Annotated in this window: 15 protein-coding genes; 12 read left to right on the top strand and 3 right to left on the bottom strand. The window is 69.5% G+C overall.

The features are described 5' to 3' along the window. Positions 1-1301 (top strand): hypothetical protein (locus HYV14_06445; protein MBI2385636.1); only part of this gene is annotated, 1301 nt, incomplete at its 5' end. After that, on the top strand, positions 1282-3135 hold the full coding sequence (locus tag HYV14_06450; GenBank protein ID MBI2385637.1) for a hypothetical protein: 1854 nt from the start codon (positions 1282-1284) through the stop codon (positions 3133-3135). The genes HYV14_06445 and HYV14_06450, both read left to right, overlap by 20 nt. Here HYV14_06450 and gmd read toward each other — a convergent pair. The 3 genes from gmd to HYV14_06465 form a co-directional block, all read right to left on the bottom strand. After that, entirely contained in the window at positions 3132-4220 is a 1089-nt protein-coding gene (gene gmd / locus HYV14_06455) for a GDP-mannose 4,6-dehydratase (protein MBI2385638.1), read from the bottom strand. The genes HYV14_06450 and gmd overlap by 4 nt on opposite strands. Positions 4221-4298: 78 nt before the next feature. Beyond that, positions 4299-4682, bottom strand: a complete 384-nt coding sequence (locus HYV14_06460) for a hypothetical protein (GenBank protein MBI2385639.1) — start codon at positions 4680-4682, stop codon at positions 4299-4301. A gap of 10 nt (positions 4683-4692) precedes the next feature. Beyond that, positions 4693-5589 carry a transglycosylase SLT domain-containing protein gene (locus HYV14_06465; GenBank protein ID MBI2385640.1) on the bottom strand — a complete coding sequence of 299 codons (897 nt, stop codon included), beginning with the start codon at positions 5587-5589 and terminating at the stop codon, positions 4693-4695. A gap of 105 nt (positions 5590-5694) precedes the next feature. On the opposite strand from HYV14_06465, the gene HYV14_06470 reads away from it, so the two are divergent. The 10 genes from HYV14_06470 (at position 5695) to HYV14_06515 (ending at position 15360) form a co-directional block, all read left to right on the top strand. Further along, complete coding sequence (locus HYV14_06470; protein ID MBI2385641.1) at positions 5695-6627, top strand: SDR family oxidoreductase; 933 nt, start codon at positions 5695-5697, stop codon at positions 6625-6627. Between the two features lie 112 nt (positions 6628-6739). Then, positions 6740-7561 (top strand): 30S ribosomal protein S2, encoded by an 822-nt coding sequence (gene rpsB / locus HYV14_06475; protein MBI2385642.1) that lies wholly within the window; start codon positions 6740-6742, stop codon positions 7559-7561. A 4-nt stretch (positions 7562-7565) separates the two neighbouring features. Further along, positions 7566-8432: a translation elongation factor Ts gene (gene tsf / locus HYV14_06480; protein ID MBI2385643.1), complete on the top strand. Its 867-nt coding sequence runs from the start codon at positions 7566-7568 to the stop codon at positions 8430-8432. 10 nt (positions 8433-8442) lie between these two features. Further along, positions 8443-9165, top strand: coding sequence for a UMP kinase (locus tag HYV14_06485; GenBank protein MBI2385644.1), 723 nt, complete (start codon positions 8443-8445; stop codon positions 9163-9165). Positions 9166-9204: 39 nt separating this feature from the next. Then, the gene (frr, locus tag HYV14_06490) at positions 9205-9738 is read left to right on the top strand and encodes a ribosome recycling factor (GenBank protein MBI2385645.1); all 534 of its coding nucleotides are present in this window, start codon (positions 9205-9207) and stop codon (positions 9736-9738) included. Between the two features lie 4 nt (positions 9739-9742). Then, the gene (locus HYV14_06495) at positions 9743-10453 is read left to right on the top strand and encodes an isoprenyl transferase (GenBank protein MBI2385646.1); all 711 of its coding nucleotides are present in this window, start codon (positions 9743-9745) and stop codon (positions 10451-10453) included. A gap of 45 nt (positions 10454-10498) precedes the next feature. Further along, positions 10499-11281 carry a phosphatidate cytidylyltransferase gene (locus HYV14_06500; protein MBI2385647.1) on the top strand — a complete coding sequence of 261 codons (783 nt, stop codon included), beginning with the start codon at positions 10499-10501 and terminating at the stop codon, positions 11279-11281. Continuing rightward, on the top strand, positions 11278-12450 hold the full coding sequence (locus HYV14_06505) for a 1-deoxy-D-xylulose-5-phosphate reductoisomerase (GenBank protein ID MBI2385648.1): 1173 nt from the start codon (positions 11278-11280) through the stop codon (positions 12448-12450). Before HYV14_06500 ends, HYV14_06505 begins: the two co-directional genes overlap by 4 nt. Continuing rightward, positions 12447-13550, top strand: a complete 1104-nt coding sequence (locus HYV14_06510; protein ID MBI2385649.1) for a site-2 protease family protein — start codon at positions 12447-12449, stop codon at positions 13548-13550. The genes HYV14_06505 and HYV14_06510 overlap by 4 nt, the downstream gene beginning before the upstream one ends. Before the next feature lie 79 nt (positions 13551-13629). Beyond that, positions 13630-15360, top strand: a complete 1731-nt coding sequence (locus HYV14_06515) for a proline--tRNA ligase (protein ID MBI2385650.1) — start codon at positions 13630-13632, stop codon at positions 15358-15360. Positions 15361-15364: the final 4 nt, after the last annotated feature.

The raw sequence follows: 15364 nt of genomic DNA on the forward strand, positions 1-15364 counted from the left end.
AGGCCCGGCGCGAGGCCGCCGAGGCGGCCGCGGCGCTCGGCGCGGCGCGCCTCGAAGCGGCGCACGCCTCCGCCCGCGCCGAGGAATGGGAGCGCGACGCGATGTCGCGCCTGCTCACGGCCCGCGAGCTGCAGGCGTCGCTCGACCGGGCGACGATCGATTCCGACGCGAAGGACGCCGAGGCGGGCGCCCTGCGGGCGCGCCTCGACGCCGCGGTCGCCCGCGCCCTGGCCGGAGAGTCGGAGTTCGCCGCGGCGCGCGCGGAGTCCGCCTCGCGGGAGTCCCTCGCCTCGCGCCTGGAGCTCGAGCGCGCCGAGGCCCAGCGCCAGGCGGAGGCCGCGGCCGGACGCACGGTCCGCGCCGAGTCCTCCGAGCGCCTCGCTCTGGCCCGCCTTTCGGCGCTCGAGGCGGAGATGCGCACGATCGAGGCGGCCGCCGCCGCGCACGAGCGCGAGGCCCGCCGCCTGTCGGAGGAGAGCATCAAGGCCCGCGCGGACGCCGCCGGCGCCTCGGCCCGCGAGCAGGCCTCCGCTCAGGCGCTCGCCTCCGAGCGCGCCCGCGTCCAATCGGAGAGCGCCGCGACGCTGGAGCGCGCCGAGGCGCTCCGCGCCGAGGGCGAACGCGCGCCCGAGCGTGCCCGCCGGCTCGAGGCCGAGCTCCCGGTCCGCCTGGAGGCGGCCCTCCGGGAGGAGCGCGACCGCCTCGCCGCCGAGCGCGAGGCCGCCGACGCCGAGATGCAGGCCGCCCGCGAGGCGCGCCGCGCCGCGGCGCAGCGCGTGGCAGATACGGAGATACTGCTCGACGAGGCCCGCTCCGCCGCGATGCGCGACGCCCGCGAGCAGGGCCAGGCCGCCTACGCCCAGGGCCTGAGCGTCGCGCAGGCCCACGCCGATCACGCGGAGCGCGCCCTCGAGGCCTCGCGCCGCGCCGAGGCCGCCGCCTCCGAGAAGGCCCGCATGGCGATCGCCGCGCTCGGCGAGTACCGCGACCGGATGCAGGCCGAGGTCGCGCGCCTCGCCGCCGCGACGAAGGACGAGCGCGAGCGCGCCGACGCCGCCGTCGCCGCCGCCCGCCGCTCCGAGGCGCAGTCCGCGGCGCGGCTGGCCGCCGAGCTCGCCCGCCGCGACGCCGCCCTCGAGGAGGAGCGCGCGATCCTCCGCTCCGGGTTCGAGGACACGCGCGCCAAGCTCGAGGACGAGATGGACGCCGAGCGCCGCGCCCTGCGCGAGCGCTGGAAGGAGCAGACCGAGGCGCTCGACCGGCTGCGCAAGGACATGGAACGTGGAAGCCCCGGAGCCTAAGCCCCCCGTCGACGCGCCCGCGCCCCCCCCGCCTCCCGTCGAGGCGGAGGACGCGCTCGACGCCGTCCGCCTCGAGGTCCGCCTCGAGGAGTTCGAGCGCCGCCTGCGCGCCCGCTCGATCGAGCTCGAGACCGAGCTCAAGAGCAAGGAGCGCCTGCGCGAGCGCGTGCGCGAGCTGACCTCGCGCGTCGACGAGCTGCAGGACACCGCCTCCGCGCTGCACCGCGAGGCCGCGTCCGCGACCTCGCTGGCCCGCGAGCTCGACGAGACGCTGAAGGTCGCCGCCGAGGCCCGCGCCCAGCTCGGCGCCGCCCTCGAGGCCGAGCGCGGCCGCCGCTTCGAGGTCGAGGCCGAGCTGTCGGCGACCGGGGGCTCCCTCTCCGCCCGCGTCTCCGAGCTCGAGGGCGACCTGAAGCGCATCGACGCCGAGCGCGCGGCGCTCGTCGCCCGCGCCGGCTCCGCGGAGGAGAGCCTCGCCCGGGCCGAGGCGGACCTCTCCCGCGCGCGCGCGGAGTCGCGCGACCTGTCCTTGCGGACCGAGGCCCAGGCCGCGGAGCTGCGCAAGCGCGACGAGGAGCTCGTCGTCGCGCGCCGCAACCTCACTTTGCTCCGCCAGAAGACGGCCGGGCACGAGGCTCACATCGAGTCGCTGCGCGCCGACCTCGACCAGGCGGTCGCCGCGCGCGAGCACGCCGACGCCTCCGCCGTCGAGCTGAAGACCGCGCTCGAATCGACCTCGGCCCGGCTCGCCGACGCCGAGTCGTCGCTCTCCGCCGCGCGCGACCGGGTCGAGGCCCTGAGCCGCGACGTCGCCGCCGGCCAGGCGCTCTTGGAGAAGTCGGCCGCCGCGGCGCGCGTCCTCGAGGACGAAGGCAGGCGCCAGCGCTCCGAGCTCGAGTCCGCCGCGCGCCGCCGCGTCGAGCTCGAGGCCGCGCAGGCCTCCCTTCGAGCGGAGCTCGAGAAGGCCCGCTCCGACGCCGCGGCGTTCGTCTCCTCCACCGCCGAGGCCCGCGCCGCCTACGAGGCGATGTCCGCCCGCGTGGACAAGAACGAGTCCGAGCTGCTCTCCGCGCGCGCGCGCGTCGAGGAGCTCACCCGCGGGTTGTCCGCCTCGCAGGACGCCCTGGAGCAGTCGCGCCTGCTGACCCGCCGCGGGGAGGACGACGCCCGCCGCCTGCAGGCCGTCATCGACGGGCTGCAGAAGACCTTCGACGCGCGCGTGGCCGCCGAGGAGGAGAAGTCTCGCAAGGCCGTCGAGGCCGCCGAGGAGATCCGCCGCGAGGGCGTCGAGGCCTTCGAGAAGGCGCACGAGGCGCAGCTCCGCCAGGACCTCGAGGCGGAGCGCGTCCAGAAGGAGCTCGCCGCGGGCATGCGCCGCCTCACGGCCGAGTCCGAGCAGGTGAAGGCGAAGGCCGAGAAGCTCAAGGCCGAGCTGCGCGCCCGCGCCGACCGGGAGATCGCCGAGATGCGCCTCGCCCTCGACGAGGAGCGCGCGCGCCTGTACGCCGACGTCGAGGCCGAGCGCGAGGCGCGCGGCAAGCGGGCCGCGGCGCCGCCGCCCGAGGACCAGTCCCAGAGGACCCGCGAGCTCGGCGAGGCGCGCCGTCGGGAGATCGCGAGGGAGGTCGAGGGCTACCTCACCCCGCCGCCGAGGGCCATGCCGACCCCCCCGCCCTCCGCGGCCTCGTCCGTTCCGCGGACCGATCCGCCGGTGCGCGTCCCGCCCTCACCACCGTTCCACTGGGACGAGGAGATGCGCTTCCTCCTGTACGCGGCGATCGGCGTGTCGCTCATCGCCGCGGTCGTCGCCGGCGTCGTCCTCTTCCAGGGCTAGTCGGCGGCGCGCGGCGGGCTGTGGTAGCCCGCCTTCTTGACGAGCGCCTCGCGCTCGGCCACGGCCAGGTCCTCGCGCGCCATCTCGCGGACGAGCTCGTCGAAGCTGACGCGCGGCTTCCAGCCCAGCTCCTTGCGGGCCTTCTTCGCGTCGCCGAGCAAGGTGTCCACCTCGGTCGGGCGCAGGTAGCGCGGGTCGAGCGCCACGATGGTCTTGCCGGTCCTGCGGTCCACGCCGTGCTCGGCGCGGCCCTTCCCCTTCCACGCGAGGTCGAAGCCGAGCTCGGAGGACGCGGCCTCGACGAACTGGCGCACGGAGTTCTGGCGGCCCGTCGCGGCGACGTAGTCGCGCGGCTGCGGCTTCTGCAGCATCAGCCACATCATCTCGACGAAGTCCCGCGCGTGGCCCCAGTCGCGCTTGGCGTCGAGGTTCCCGAGCCAGATCCTCTCGTCGAGGCCGAGCTTGATGCGCGCCAGGCCGCGCGTGATCTTGCGCGTCACGAAGGTCTCTCCGCGGCGCGGGCTCTCGTGGTTGAAGAGGATGCCGTTGCACGCGTAGATGCCGTACGCCTCGCGGTAGTTCACCGTGATCCAGTACGCGTACAGCTTGGCCGCGCCGTAGGGCGAGCGCGGATAGAAGGGCGTCGTCTCCTTCTGCGGCGTCTCCTGGACCTTGCCGAACAGCTCGGAGGTCGAGGCCTGGTAGAACCTGGTCTTCTTCGACCATCCGAGCGTGCGGATCGCCTCGAGCAGGCGCAGGGTCCCGAGCGCGTCCACGTTCGCGGTGTACTCGGGCTCCTGGAAGCTGACGGCCACGTGGCTCTGCGCGGCGAGGTTGTAGATCTCGTCGGGCTTGACTATCTGCAGCACGCGCAGCAGGCTCGACGTGTCGGTCATGTCCCCGTAGTGCAGGAGGAATCGCAGCCCCTTCTCGTGCGGGTCCTGGAAAAGGTGGTCGATGCGGTCGGTGTTGAAGAGCGAGGCGCGGCGCTTGATGCCGTGCACCTCGTAGCCCTTCTTGAGCAGGAACTCGGCGAGATACGAGCCGTCCTGGCCGGTGATGCCCGTGATGAGCGCTTTCTTCATGGCGTCTATTTAAGCAAACGCCGGACTGTTTCCGGAAACAGTCGTTGTCGGACTCGCGCCGGGGCGAGCCCGCCGAGGTCAGCGCGCCTTGGGGAGGTCGTAGGGCGTTCCGGGGACGAGCGCCACGGGGGCGCCGGTCGAGAGCAGGACCGTGACCGAGCCGGAGGAGACCTCGATCGAGGAGACCGCGCGGGTGGAGACGGTGAACTTGAACGAGGAGCCCTCGGCCGCGGTCACGCGGGTCTTGCCGTGGCGGAACTCCGCGGCGCCGTAGACCATCGTCACCGTCGCGTCGGACAGGACGGGCGGCTTCGGGGACTCCGAGGTCGCGCGCACGACGTCGTTCCAGCCGGCGAGCTCCATCGTGCCGTCGAGCCTGGTCACGCACAGCGAGCGCGTGCAGGGCTTGGGCCCGGCGCAGGCGGCGAGAAGAACGAGGGCGGCGAGAAGGGCGCGGCGCATCCCGACTATCTTAGTACATCGTGCCGCTCGGGGTCACGGACTCATATGACGGAAAGCCTTCCGCGCGGGGCGCGGAAGGCCGGCGGAGGTCGGTGACTTTCGAGTGGTAGAAGAGGACGACCTTGCGGACGTAGGCGCGCGTCGACGGGTAGAGCCTCTGGCGGGTCAGGAACTTGGGGCCCGCGTGGTAGGCGGCGATCACGCGCTGCACCACCCACATCGGAGCGTCGGTGTAGCGCACGCCCTTGAGGTTGAAGATCCGCCACGCCGCGCGGAACAGGAGCTGGATGTAGGCCGCGCCGGCCTTCACGCCGAAGGCAGGGTCGTGGAGCTTGGCGGCGGGGACGCCCATCCCCTCCGAGGTGGCGGGCATGACCTGCATGAGGCCGCGCGCGCCGGCGGGCGAGACGGCCTCCGTCTTGAACTCGGATTCCGCGGCCATGATGGACTTGAGGAGGCGGCTGTCGAGCTTGTAGATCTTCGCGTAGCGCAGGATCTGCTCGTCCCAGCGGTCGGTCTTGTCCGGGTTGGCCAGCATGATCTTGAAGGTGCGCCGGTAGGAAGGGGTCTCCTTGGGAACGGGGACCACGAGCTCCTGATGCAGGCTGTGGGGCGCGGGGCGCTTATAAAGGGTTTCGAGCCGCTTGTTCGGCGAGCCCGCTTCTTCCAGACGCCCGAAATCCGGGGCCACGACCCCGGCGGGGCGGGCCTTGGCGGCGTCGAACATCAGGTTCAGCTGGCCGGGGGCCATCGCCGCCCCCCCCTGGTAGGCGACCGCCATATGGGCGTCGCCCATCGCAGGAGCGCGGCGGGAATGGGGTTCCTGTGCGGCCGAGGGAGCCGCGGCCAGCAGCAGCCCCCAGGCGGTCGTGGTTCCGGTCCGGCGAAGCGTTTTAATGTCGATCATCAAGTATAACATCGCCCTCTGAAAGCGCCTGGGCCCAAGGGCCCTCCTCCGGGGGGCCCCGAGGGGCCAAAGACGCAATATATGCGAATTTGGTACAGTTCCGTCATGGACGGCAAGATCATGGTCATCGGCGGGACCGGTCTGGTGGGCAACGCTCTCCTCCGGACCTGGACCGCCCAGGGGGCCGAGGTGGCGGCCGCCACCTATCATTGCCACGCCTCCGGGGGCTTCCTGCAGCTGGACATGCAGGACGAGGCCCAGGTCCGGGCCCTGCTGAAGGCCCATCGCCCCGCCGTGGTCGCCGTCCCCGCCGCCAACCCCTTCGTCGACTACTGCGAGTTGCACCCGGAGGAGACCCGCCGCGTGAACGTGGACGGCACCCTCAACGTGGCCCGGGCCTGCGGGGACCTGGGCGCCCGGATGATCTTCTACTCCTCCGACTACGTCTTCGACGGCCTCAAGGGAACCTATACAGAGGAAGACGTTCCGTGCCCCATCAACGAATACGGCCGGCAGAAGGCCGAAGCCGAGCGCGGAGTCCTCGCCTGCGACCCCCGGAACCTGGTCCTGAGGACCTCCGGCGCGTACGGCTGGCAATGGGAGCCGAAGAACTTCGTCCTGCAGGTCCGGGCGAACCTGTCCCAAGGAAAGCCGATGCGCGTGTCCGACGTGCGCTACAATCCGACCTATGTCGAGAACCTGGCGGAGATCACCGCCGCCCTCGTCGCGGCCGGCGCGGGCGGAATCTTCCACGCCGTCGGCGCCGACGAGATATCCCGCGACGAGTTCGCCCGCCGCGCGGCCCGCGCCTTCGGCCTCGACGCCGGCCTGATCCGGACCGTGCCCGCCTCCGAGTTCAAATCGCCCACCCCCCGCCCGAAGCAGAGCAGCCTCATGACGGAGAAGGTCCGGCGCCTCCTCCCGGGATGTCCCCCCGTGGGCGTCGCCGAGGGCCTGAAGCGGATGCTCGCGATGGAGCCGGAGTGGCGGACCTACGCCCGCACCTTGCCCGACCCGGCCGCCAAGGTGAAGCCTTGAATCGGGGCCGGGCCGCGAGCGGCCCGGCACGGATGCGACGGAGGAGTGGCTATAGCAGCCAGGATTTGCTAGCATTTTCCCTCGTCCATTCCCGGAGGATTAAAACCCGCTCATGATCAACGTCTCTATGAAAGCCATGTTGGAAGCCGGCGTGCACTTCGGTCATCAGACCCGCCGCTGGAATCCTAAGATGTCCCGCTTTATCTTCGGCGAGCGCAACGCCATCCACATCATCGACCTCCAGAAGACGGCCAAGGAGATCAAGAAGGTCGCGCAGTGGGTCTCCGACCAGGCCGCGGCCGGCAAGAAGTTCCTCTTCGTCGGCACGAAGAAGCAGGCCCAGGACATCCTCAAGGCCGAGGCCGAGCGCTGCGGCGCGTCCTACGTCTCCGAGAAGTGGCTCGGCGGCACGCTGACCAACTTCGCGACCTTGCGCAAGTCCGTCAAGCGCCTCGAGGAGATCGAGAAGTGGCAGACCGAGGGCATCTTCGCGGTCCTTCCGAAGAAGGAGGTCTCCCGCCTCAATAAGGAGATGAACAAGCTCAAGCGCAACCTCTCCGGCCTGCGCGGCTTGAACACGCTCCCCGACATCGTGTTCGTCGTCGACCCCGTGGAAGAGGACCTCTCGGTGCAGGAAGCCCGCAAGCTGGGCATTCCGATCGTCGCCGTCTGCGACACCGACTGCGATCCCGACCTGATCGACCACCCGATCCCGGGCAACGACGACGCCGCGCGCTCGATCAAGCTCTTCTGCCAGCTCGTCGCCGACGCCGTCCTCGAAGGGAAGGGCATCCTCGAGGCCGCGCAGAACGCCGAGTCCGTCGCCGCCGCCGAGCAGCAGATGCTCGCCGCCGCCGCCGCCGAGACGGCCGAGGTCGCCCAGACCGCGGACGTCGTGTACGCCGCCGAAGAGACGACCACCCAGGAGGCCTAGTCCCATGGCGATCGCCGACTCCACCTCTTTGATCAAGGACCTGCGCGAGAAGACCGGCGCGGGCATGATGGACTGCAAGCGCGCTCTCGACGAGGCGAAGGGCAATTTCGAGGAGGCGATGACGATCCTCCGCAAGAAGGGCCTCTCCGACGCCGCGAAGAAGGCCGCGCGCGTGACGAAGGAAGGCGCCGTGGCCTTCAAGATCGAGGGCAAGGCGGGCGCGATCGTCGAGATCAACTCCGAGACCGACTTCGTCGCCAAGGGCGCGGACTTCCAGGCGATGGTCAAGACCGTCGTCGACCGGGCCGCCGCGGGCAGCCTCGCCTCCGTCGAGGCCGGCAACGACGAGTTCGTCAAGCCGATGGTCGGCAAGCTCGGCGAGAACATGGCGCTGCGCCGCTTCACGCGCTTCGAGCTCAAGGGCCCGGGCCTCATCGCCGGCTACGCCCACCAGACCGATCCGGCGGTGCCCGCCAAGAAGGGCGCCTTGATCGAGCTCTCCGCCCCGTCGGACGCGGCCGCCAAGTCCCCCGAGCTCGCCGAGCTCGCCAAGGAGCTCCTGCTCCAGGTCGTCGGCAACATCCCCTCCGCGAAGTACCTCTCGCGCGAGGAGATCCCCTCCGCCGACATCGAGAAGGAGAAGGAGATCCAGACCGAGATCCTGCGCAAAGAGGGCAAGAAGGACGAGCAGATCCCGAAGATCCTCGAGGGCAAGATCAACAAGCTGTTCTACCAGGCCTACTGCCTGCTCGAGCAGCCCTCGATCCGCGACCCGAAGACGAGCATCACGGCTTTGATCAAGGCGGCCGGCGCGAAGGTCGGCGGCGAGATCAAGGTCGTCCGCTTCGTCCGCTACCAGCTCGGCGAGTAGCCCCTCGAGGATGCCCTCGACCAGGAAGTACAAGCGAGTCCTCCTCAAGCTCTCCGGCGAGTCGCTGTGCGGCGAGAGCGCCCACGGCGTCAGGCCGGAAGCCCTGACGTCGATCTGCGCCGAGATCAAGCTCGCCCACGCGCAGGGCCTGCAGATCGGCGTCGTCGTCGGCGGCGGCAACATCTGGCGCGGCGAGCAGGACCGCGGCGAGGCGATCTCCCGCGTGACCGCCGACTACATGGGCATGCTCGCCACGCTCATGAACGCGCTGGCCCTGCAGGACGCGCTCGAGAAGGTCGGCGTGCCGACCCGCGTGCAGAGCGCCGTCGAGATCAACAAGCTCTCCGAGCCCTACATCCGCCGCAAGGCGATCCGCCACTTCGAGAAGGGCCGCGTCGTCATCTTCGCGGGCGGCACCGGCAACCCGTATTTCACGACGGACACCGCCGCGGCGCTGCGCGCCGTCGAGATCGAGGCCGAGGTCGTCCTCAAGGCGACGAAGGTCGACGGCGTCTACACCGCCGACCCGAAGAAGGACAAGAACGCCAAGAAGTTCGACAAGCTCACCTTCATGGACAGCATCAAGCAGCGCCTGAAGGTCATGGACACCACGGCCCTGACGCTCTGCATGGAGAACCAGATGCCCGTCGTCGTTTTCGACCTCGCGGTGAAAGGGAACATCGCCCGCGCGGTCGCCGGCCAGAAGGTCGGCACTCTCATCACCACGGAGTAAGATATGGCCACCGAAGCCGCCGCCGCCGTGCTCACCCAGATGGAAGCCGCGATGAAGGACCGCATGGCCCGCATGCAGAAGGAGATGTCGGTCATGCGCACCGGCCGCGCCAACCCGATGATGCTCGAGTCGGTCAAGGTCGAGGCCTACGGGTCCCTCGTCCCCCTCAAGCAGGTCGCCGCCGTCTCCGTCCCCGAGGCGCGCACCCTCGAGATCCGCCCGTGGGATCCCTCGACGCTCCAAGACATCGAGAAAGCCCTGCAGAAAGCCGAGGTCGGGGCCATGCCCCAGAACGACGGAAAGATGCTCCGCATCTCGCTGCCGATGATGACCGAGGACCGCCGCAAGGACCTCGTCAAGATGGTCAAGAAGCTCGGCGAGGAGTTCAAGGTCGGCGTGCGCAACGACCGCCAGGACGGCCTCAACAAGCTCAAGAAGTCCTTCCAGTCCAAGGAGATCACGGAGGACGTTCTCCGCGGCCTCGAGGCCCGCGTCCAGAAGCTCACCGACTCCTTCACCAAGCAGATCGACGACTCCGTCGTCATGAAGGAGAAGGAAATCACCACGATCTAGGCGCATGGCCCTGGATCCCGCGAAGCTCCCCCGCCACGTCGCCGTCATCATGGACGGCAACGGCCGCTGGGCGGCGAAGAGGGGCCTGCCGCGGGTCGCGGGCCACAAGGCCGGCGTGGACTCGGTCCGCGCGATCGTGCGCGCCGCGGGCGAATTGGGGATCGAGGCGTTGACCCTCTACTCCTTCTCGACGGAGAACTGGCTGCGCCCCAAGGAAGAGGTCGGGGAGCTGATGAAGCTCCTGTCCTGGGCCCTCAATAAAGAGACGCTCGAGCTCGACAAGAACAACGTCCGCCTCTCCGCCATCGGCCGCCTCGAGGCGCTGCCCATGTCGGTGCGCAAGGAGCTCGAGGGCGCCATCGTCCGCCTCCAGCACAACGACGGCCTCAACCTCGTCCTCGCCCTCAACTACGGCGGCCGCCAGGAGATCCTCGACGCGGCGAACCGGGCGCTCGCGGCCGGCGCCAAGGCCCTGGACGAGGACGACATCGCGGAGAACCTCTACACCGCCGGCCTCCCCGAGCTCGACCTGATGATCCGCACGTCCGGCGAGATGCGCATCTCCAACTTCCTGCTGTGGCAGGCCGCCTACGCCGAACTGCACGTGACGCCCGTCCTGTGGCCCGACTTCCGCAAGGAGCACCTGGTCGCCGCCCTCGAGGACTACCAGAAGCGCGACCGCCGCTTCGGCGGGCTCACCGCCAAGAAACCCTGAGGATAGGCGCTCCGGCGCGCGCGTCCAATTTTGTAGAATCAATGGATGCTTCTTCCGCGCGTCCTGACGGCCCTCGTCGGGATCCCCCTGATGCTGTACCTCGTCCACGCCGGCGGCGCGGCGTACGGGCTTTTCGTCGTCGCGATCTCGACCTTGTGCTGCTACGAGTACGCCCTCATGCTGCGGGTCGGCGGGCGCCCGGTCCAGTTCGTCCTCACGGTGGTCCTCGGCGCGGCCCTGTCCGCGTGCGCCGCGCTCGGCGGGCCGCTGCACGTCGTGCTCGCCGGGGGCGCGGCCCTCGTCGTCCTCCTCGAGATGTCCGCCAAGACGCACTCCCTCGACCGGGCGGCCTTGACCTTGTTCGGCGCCCTGTTCGCGGGCTGGATGCCCGCCCATCTCGCCCTGATCCGCGGCCTGCGCCCGCACGGGGAGGCCTTCGCCTTTCTGACCTTCGCCGCCGTCTGGGCGATGGACACGGCCGCCTACGCCGCGGGCCGCGGCTTCGGCCGCCATGCCCTGGCCCCGACGCTCTCCCCCAAGAAGACCTGGGAGGGCGCGGCCGCGGGCTTCGCCGCGGCGATCGCCGTCAGCCTCGCCTTCCAGAAGACCATGCTCCACGAGTCGGTGTCCCCCGCCATGGCCGTCGCCGTCGGCGTGCTGATCGGCACGATGGGACAGCTCTCCGACCTCGCCGAGTCGATGGTCAAGCGCGAGGCGGGCGTCAAGGACTCCGGCGCCCTGCTTCCCGGCCACGGCGGCGTGTTCGACCGCTTCGACTCCTACATCCTCTGCGCCCCCGCGGTCTATTACGCGCTGACCCTGCGATGAAACGCATAGCGATCCTCGGCTCCACCGGCTCGATAGGAGTCAACGCCCTCAACGTGATCCGCGAGATGCCCGACGCGCTCTCCGTCTTCGGCCTGACCGCGCACTCCAACTCCGCGCTCGTGGCCGAGCAGGCCAGGGAGTTCGGCGCCTCCGCCGTGTCGATGTTCGACCCAAAGGCGGGCGCCGACCTCAAGACCCGCCTCAACGGCAAGGCCAAGCACCTCGCCCCGGGCGTCGAGGGCCTGTGCGACCTCGCCTCCCACCCCGACGTCGACGTGGTGCTCACCTCCGTCGTCGGCGGCGTCGGCTTCGCCCCCCTGCTCGCGGCCATCCGCGCGGGCAAGATCATCGCGCTCGCCAACAAGGAGCCGATGGTGATGGCGGGCGCCCAGTTCATGCTCGAGGCCGAGCGCTGGAACGCCAAGATCGTGCCCGTCGACTCGGAGCCCTCGGCGATCTTCCAGTGCGTCCAGGGTCTCAACCCCGACCCGCGCGCGGCCGCCCCGCTCAAGACCATCAAACGCGTCATCCTCACCGCGTCCGGCGGGGCGTTCGCCAAGTACACGGGCGACCTCTCCGCGGTCTCGCCGGCCATGGCGCTCAAGCACCCGACCTGGAAGATGGGCAAGAAGATCACGATCGACTGCGCCACCCTCATGAACAAGGGCTTCGAGATGATCGAGATCATGAACCTGTTCGGCCTGCGCCGCGACCAGGTGGAGATCGTCATCCACCCGCAGTCCATCTTCCACTCCGGCGTGGAGTTCTCCGACGGCTCGGTGCTGGCCCAGATGGGCGTGCCCGACATGAAGCTCCCGATCCAGTACGGCATGACCTACCCCGAGCGCGGCGTCCGCGTCGTCGAGCCGCTCGACCTGGTCAAGGCCGGCACGCTCGAGTTCCGCGCTCCCGATTTCTCCCGCTTCCCCTGCCTGGCCCTCGCGCGCGAGGCGGCGCAGAAGGGCGGCGGCATGCCGGCCGTGCTCAACGCCGCCGACGAGATCGCCGTCGAAGCTTTCATCTCCGGCCGGATCAAGTTCACCGACATCCCCCGCGTCATCGAGAAGACCATGGCCGCGTACACCCCGGACGGGGGCCTGCCGGGCTTTCAAGAGATCGTCGAAGTCGATGCCTGGGCGCGAGCCAAGGCCGAGGAACACTGCAAATGAACTCACTCCTGTCGATACTCTACACCGTCGGCGCGAACGCCTTCGCGCTCGGCCTCGTCATCGTCCTGCACGAGTCCGGCCACTTCTTCGCCTGCCGCCGCCTCGGCGTCCGCGTCGAGAAGTTCGCTTTCGGCTTCGGCCCCGAACTGCTCGGCTTCACGGACAGAGTCGGCACCCGCTTCTCCCTTTGCGCGATCCCCTTCGGCGGCTTCGTCAAGCCCGCGGGCGAGGACCCCTCCGCGGCTGGCGCCGCGGAGCCTAAGAGCGACGAGTACTTCGGCCAGAACTGGGCCCGGCGCCTGGTCATCGTCTACGCGGGCCCCGCGATGAACTACGTCCTCGCCTTCGCGCTGTACACCGGCCTCATCTGGGGCAAGGGCATGCCCGAGGCCTCGAAGGAGCCGGTCATCGGCAACATGATGGTCGGCTTCCCGGCGGACAAGGCCGGGATCCTGATCGGCGACAAGATCACCGCCTTCGGCGGCCGCGCCCTGACCGGCTGGGAGGACCTGGCGAGCTCGATCCACCGCTCGGCCGAGAAGGAGATATCCCTGTCCGTCGTGCGCGACGGCCGGCCGCTCGAGATCAAGGTCGTGCCCAAGAAGGACGAGACCGGCACGCGCGGCGTGATCGGCATCATGCCCAAGGCCGAGTACAAGCCCGTCGGTCCCTTCGCGGCGGGCCGCGAAGCCTTGAGATTGTGCTGGACGCAGAGCAAGCAGACGGTGACGGTCATCGCCGGCAAGCTCTGGAAGCGCGAGCGCCCCGACCTCGCCGGGCCGGTCGGCATCTTCCAGATGGTCTCCAGAGCCTCCCGCGCGGGCTGGGAGGAGTTCGTGTTCCTGATCGGCTTCATCTCGGTGGCCATCGGCTTCTTCAACCTCCTCCCCCTGCCGCTGCTCGACGGCGGCCACGCCATGTTCTACTGGTGGGAGGGGCTGCGCGGCAAGCGCGCCTCGGTCGCCGTGATGGAGAAGGCCAACACGATCGGCATCGCCTTCCTGATGAGCCTCCTCGTGTTCGCCACCTATAACGACGTCCTCCGCATCCGCACCGAACGCGCCAACAAGGCCGATAAGGCCGTCGAGCTCAAGAAATAGGACTCGGTGTCAGGCTCGCAAATTCGTTGAATTCTCTGGAAGTAATCGACGAATTTGCGAGCCTGACACCAAAAAAACCATGAAATTATCGAAATACCTCCTTCCCACCCTTCGTGAGGCGCCGTCGGACGCGGACAACGTGTCGGCGCAGCTGATGCAGCGCGCGGGCATGATCCGCAAGGTCGCCTCGGGCATCTACGACTGGCTGCCGCTGGGGCTGCGCGTGCTGCGCAAGGTGGAGCGCATCGTGCGCGCGGAGATGGACGGGATCGGCGGGATGGAGGTCGATCTGCCCGTGATCCAGCCGAAGGCGCTTTGGGAGGAGACCGGCCGCTGGCCCGTTTACGGCAAGGAATTGCTGCGCATCAAGGACCGCAAGGACGCCGAGTTCTGCTTCGCCCCGACGGCCGAGGAGGTCGTCACCGACCTCGTGCGCCGCGAGGTCCGCTCCTGGCGCCAGCTGCCGGTGATGCTCTACCAGATCGGCCGGAAGTTCCGCGACGAGATCCGCCCCCGCTTCGGCGTGATGCGCGCGCGCGAGTTCATCATGAAGGACGCGTACTCCTTCCACGCCGACGAGGCGGACGCGAACGCGTACTACAAGACCATCTACGAGGCCTACAAGCGCGTGTTCGTCCGCTGCGGCCTGAAGTTCAAGCCCGTCCTGGCGCAGGCCGGGGCGATCGGCGGCTCGTTCTCCCACGAGTTCATGGTGCTCGCCGAGACCGGCGAGGAGACCATCGTGTCGTGCACGAAGTGCGATTACGGCGCCAACATCGAGAGGTCGGAGATCAAGGACGCGTTCAAGGCTCCCGATGCCTCCGCCTTCAAGCTCCTGACCGAGTTCGACACGCAGGGCAAGACCACCGTGGCCGACGTGGCGGCGCTCATAAAGCGCCCGTTGACCGAGTTCTTGAAAACCCAGCTATACATGATCGACGGCAAGACGCCCGTGATCGCTCTCATGCGCGGCGACCACGAGCTGCACGAGGCCAAGCTCGCCGCGGCCGTCGGCGCGCCGAACCTGTTCCGCGCCAACGCCGCGCAGTACGAGCAGGTCATGGGCTGCAAGGTCGGCTACGGCGGCCCGCAGGGCCACCCCGGCGTGGCCGTCTACGCCGATTTCTCGACGAGGGCCGTGCTCAACGGCGTGAGCGGCGCGAACAAGGACGGCCTGCACACCGACAACTTCAACATCGCGCGCGAGCTGCCGGACATCAAGGGCTTCTTCGACCTGCGAACCGCCACTTTGGAGGATCCGTGCCCGAGTTGCGGTTCCAAGACCGAGTTCTTCAAGGGCATCGAGGTCGGCCACACCTTCAAGCTCGGCACGAAGTACTCGAAGTCGATGAAGGCCGAGTACCTGGACAAGGCGCAGAAGCCCCAGGTCATGGTGATGGGCTGCTACGGCATCGGCGTTTCGCGGGTGGTGGCGGCGGCCATCGAGCAAGGCCACGACAAGGACGGCATCGTCTGGCCCTCCGAGATCGCCCCCTTCCAGTGCGCCGTCGTCGTCATCGACGAGAACGACGACGCGCGCGTGCGCCCCGCCGTGGACAAGCTCGTCAAGGAGCTCGAGGCGAAGGGCCTCGACGTCCTCGAGGACGACCGCGACGGCAAGCCCGGCGTGAAGTTCAAGGACATCGACCTGATCGGCATCCCGCACCGCTTCGTGATCTCCAAGCGCATGCTCGACGCCGGCCACGTCGAGTACAAGAAGCGCGGGGAGGCGTCCGCCTCGAACTGGAGCCTCGACGAGGCGGCCGACAAGCTCGCCGACGCGCTCAAGGGCGCGGTCGCCGTCTCCTAGCGCG

Source organism: Elusimicrobiota bacterium (genome assembly GCA_016182905.1).
Taxonomy (GTDB): Bacteria; Elusimicrobiota; Elusimicrobia; order UBA1565; family UBA9628; genus GWA2-66-18.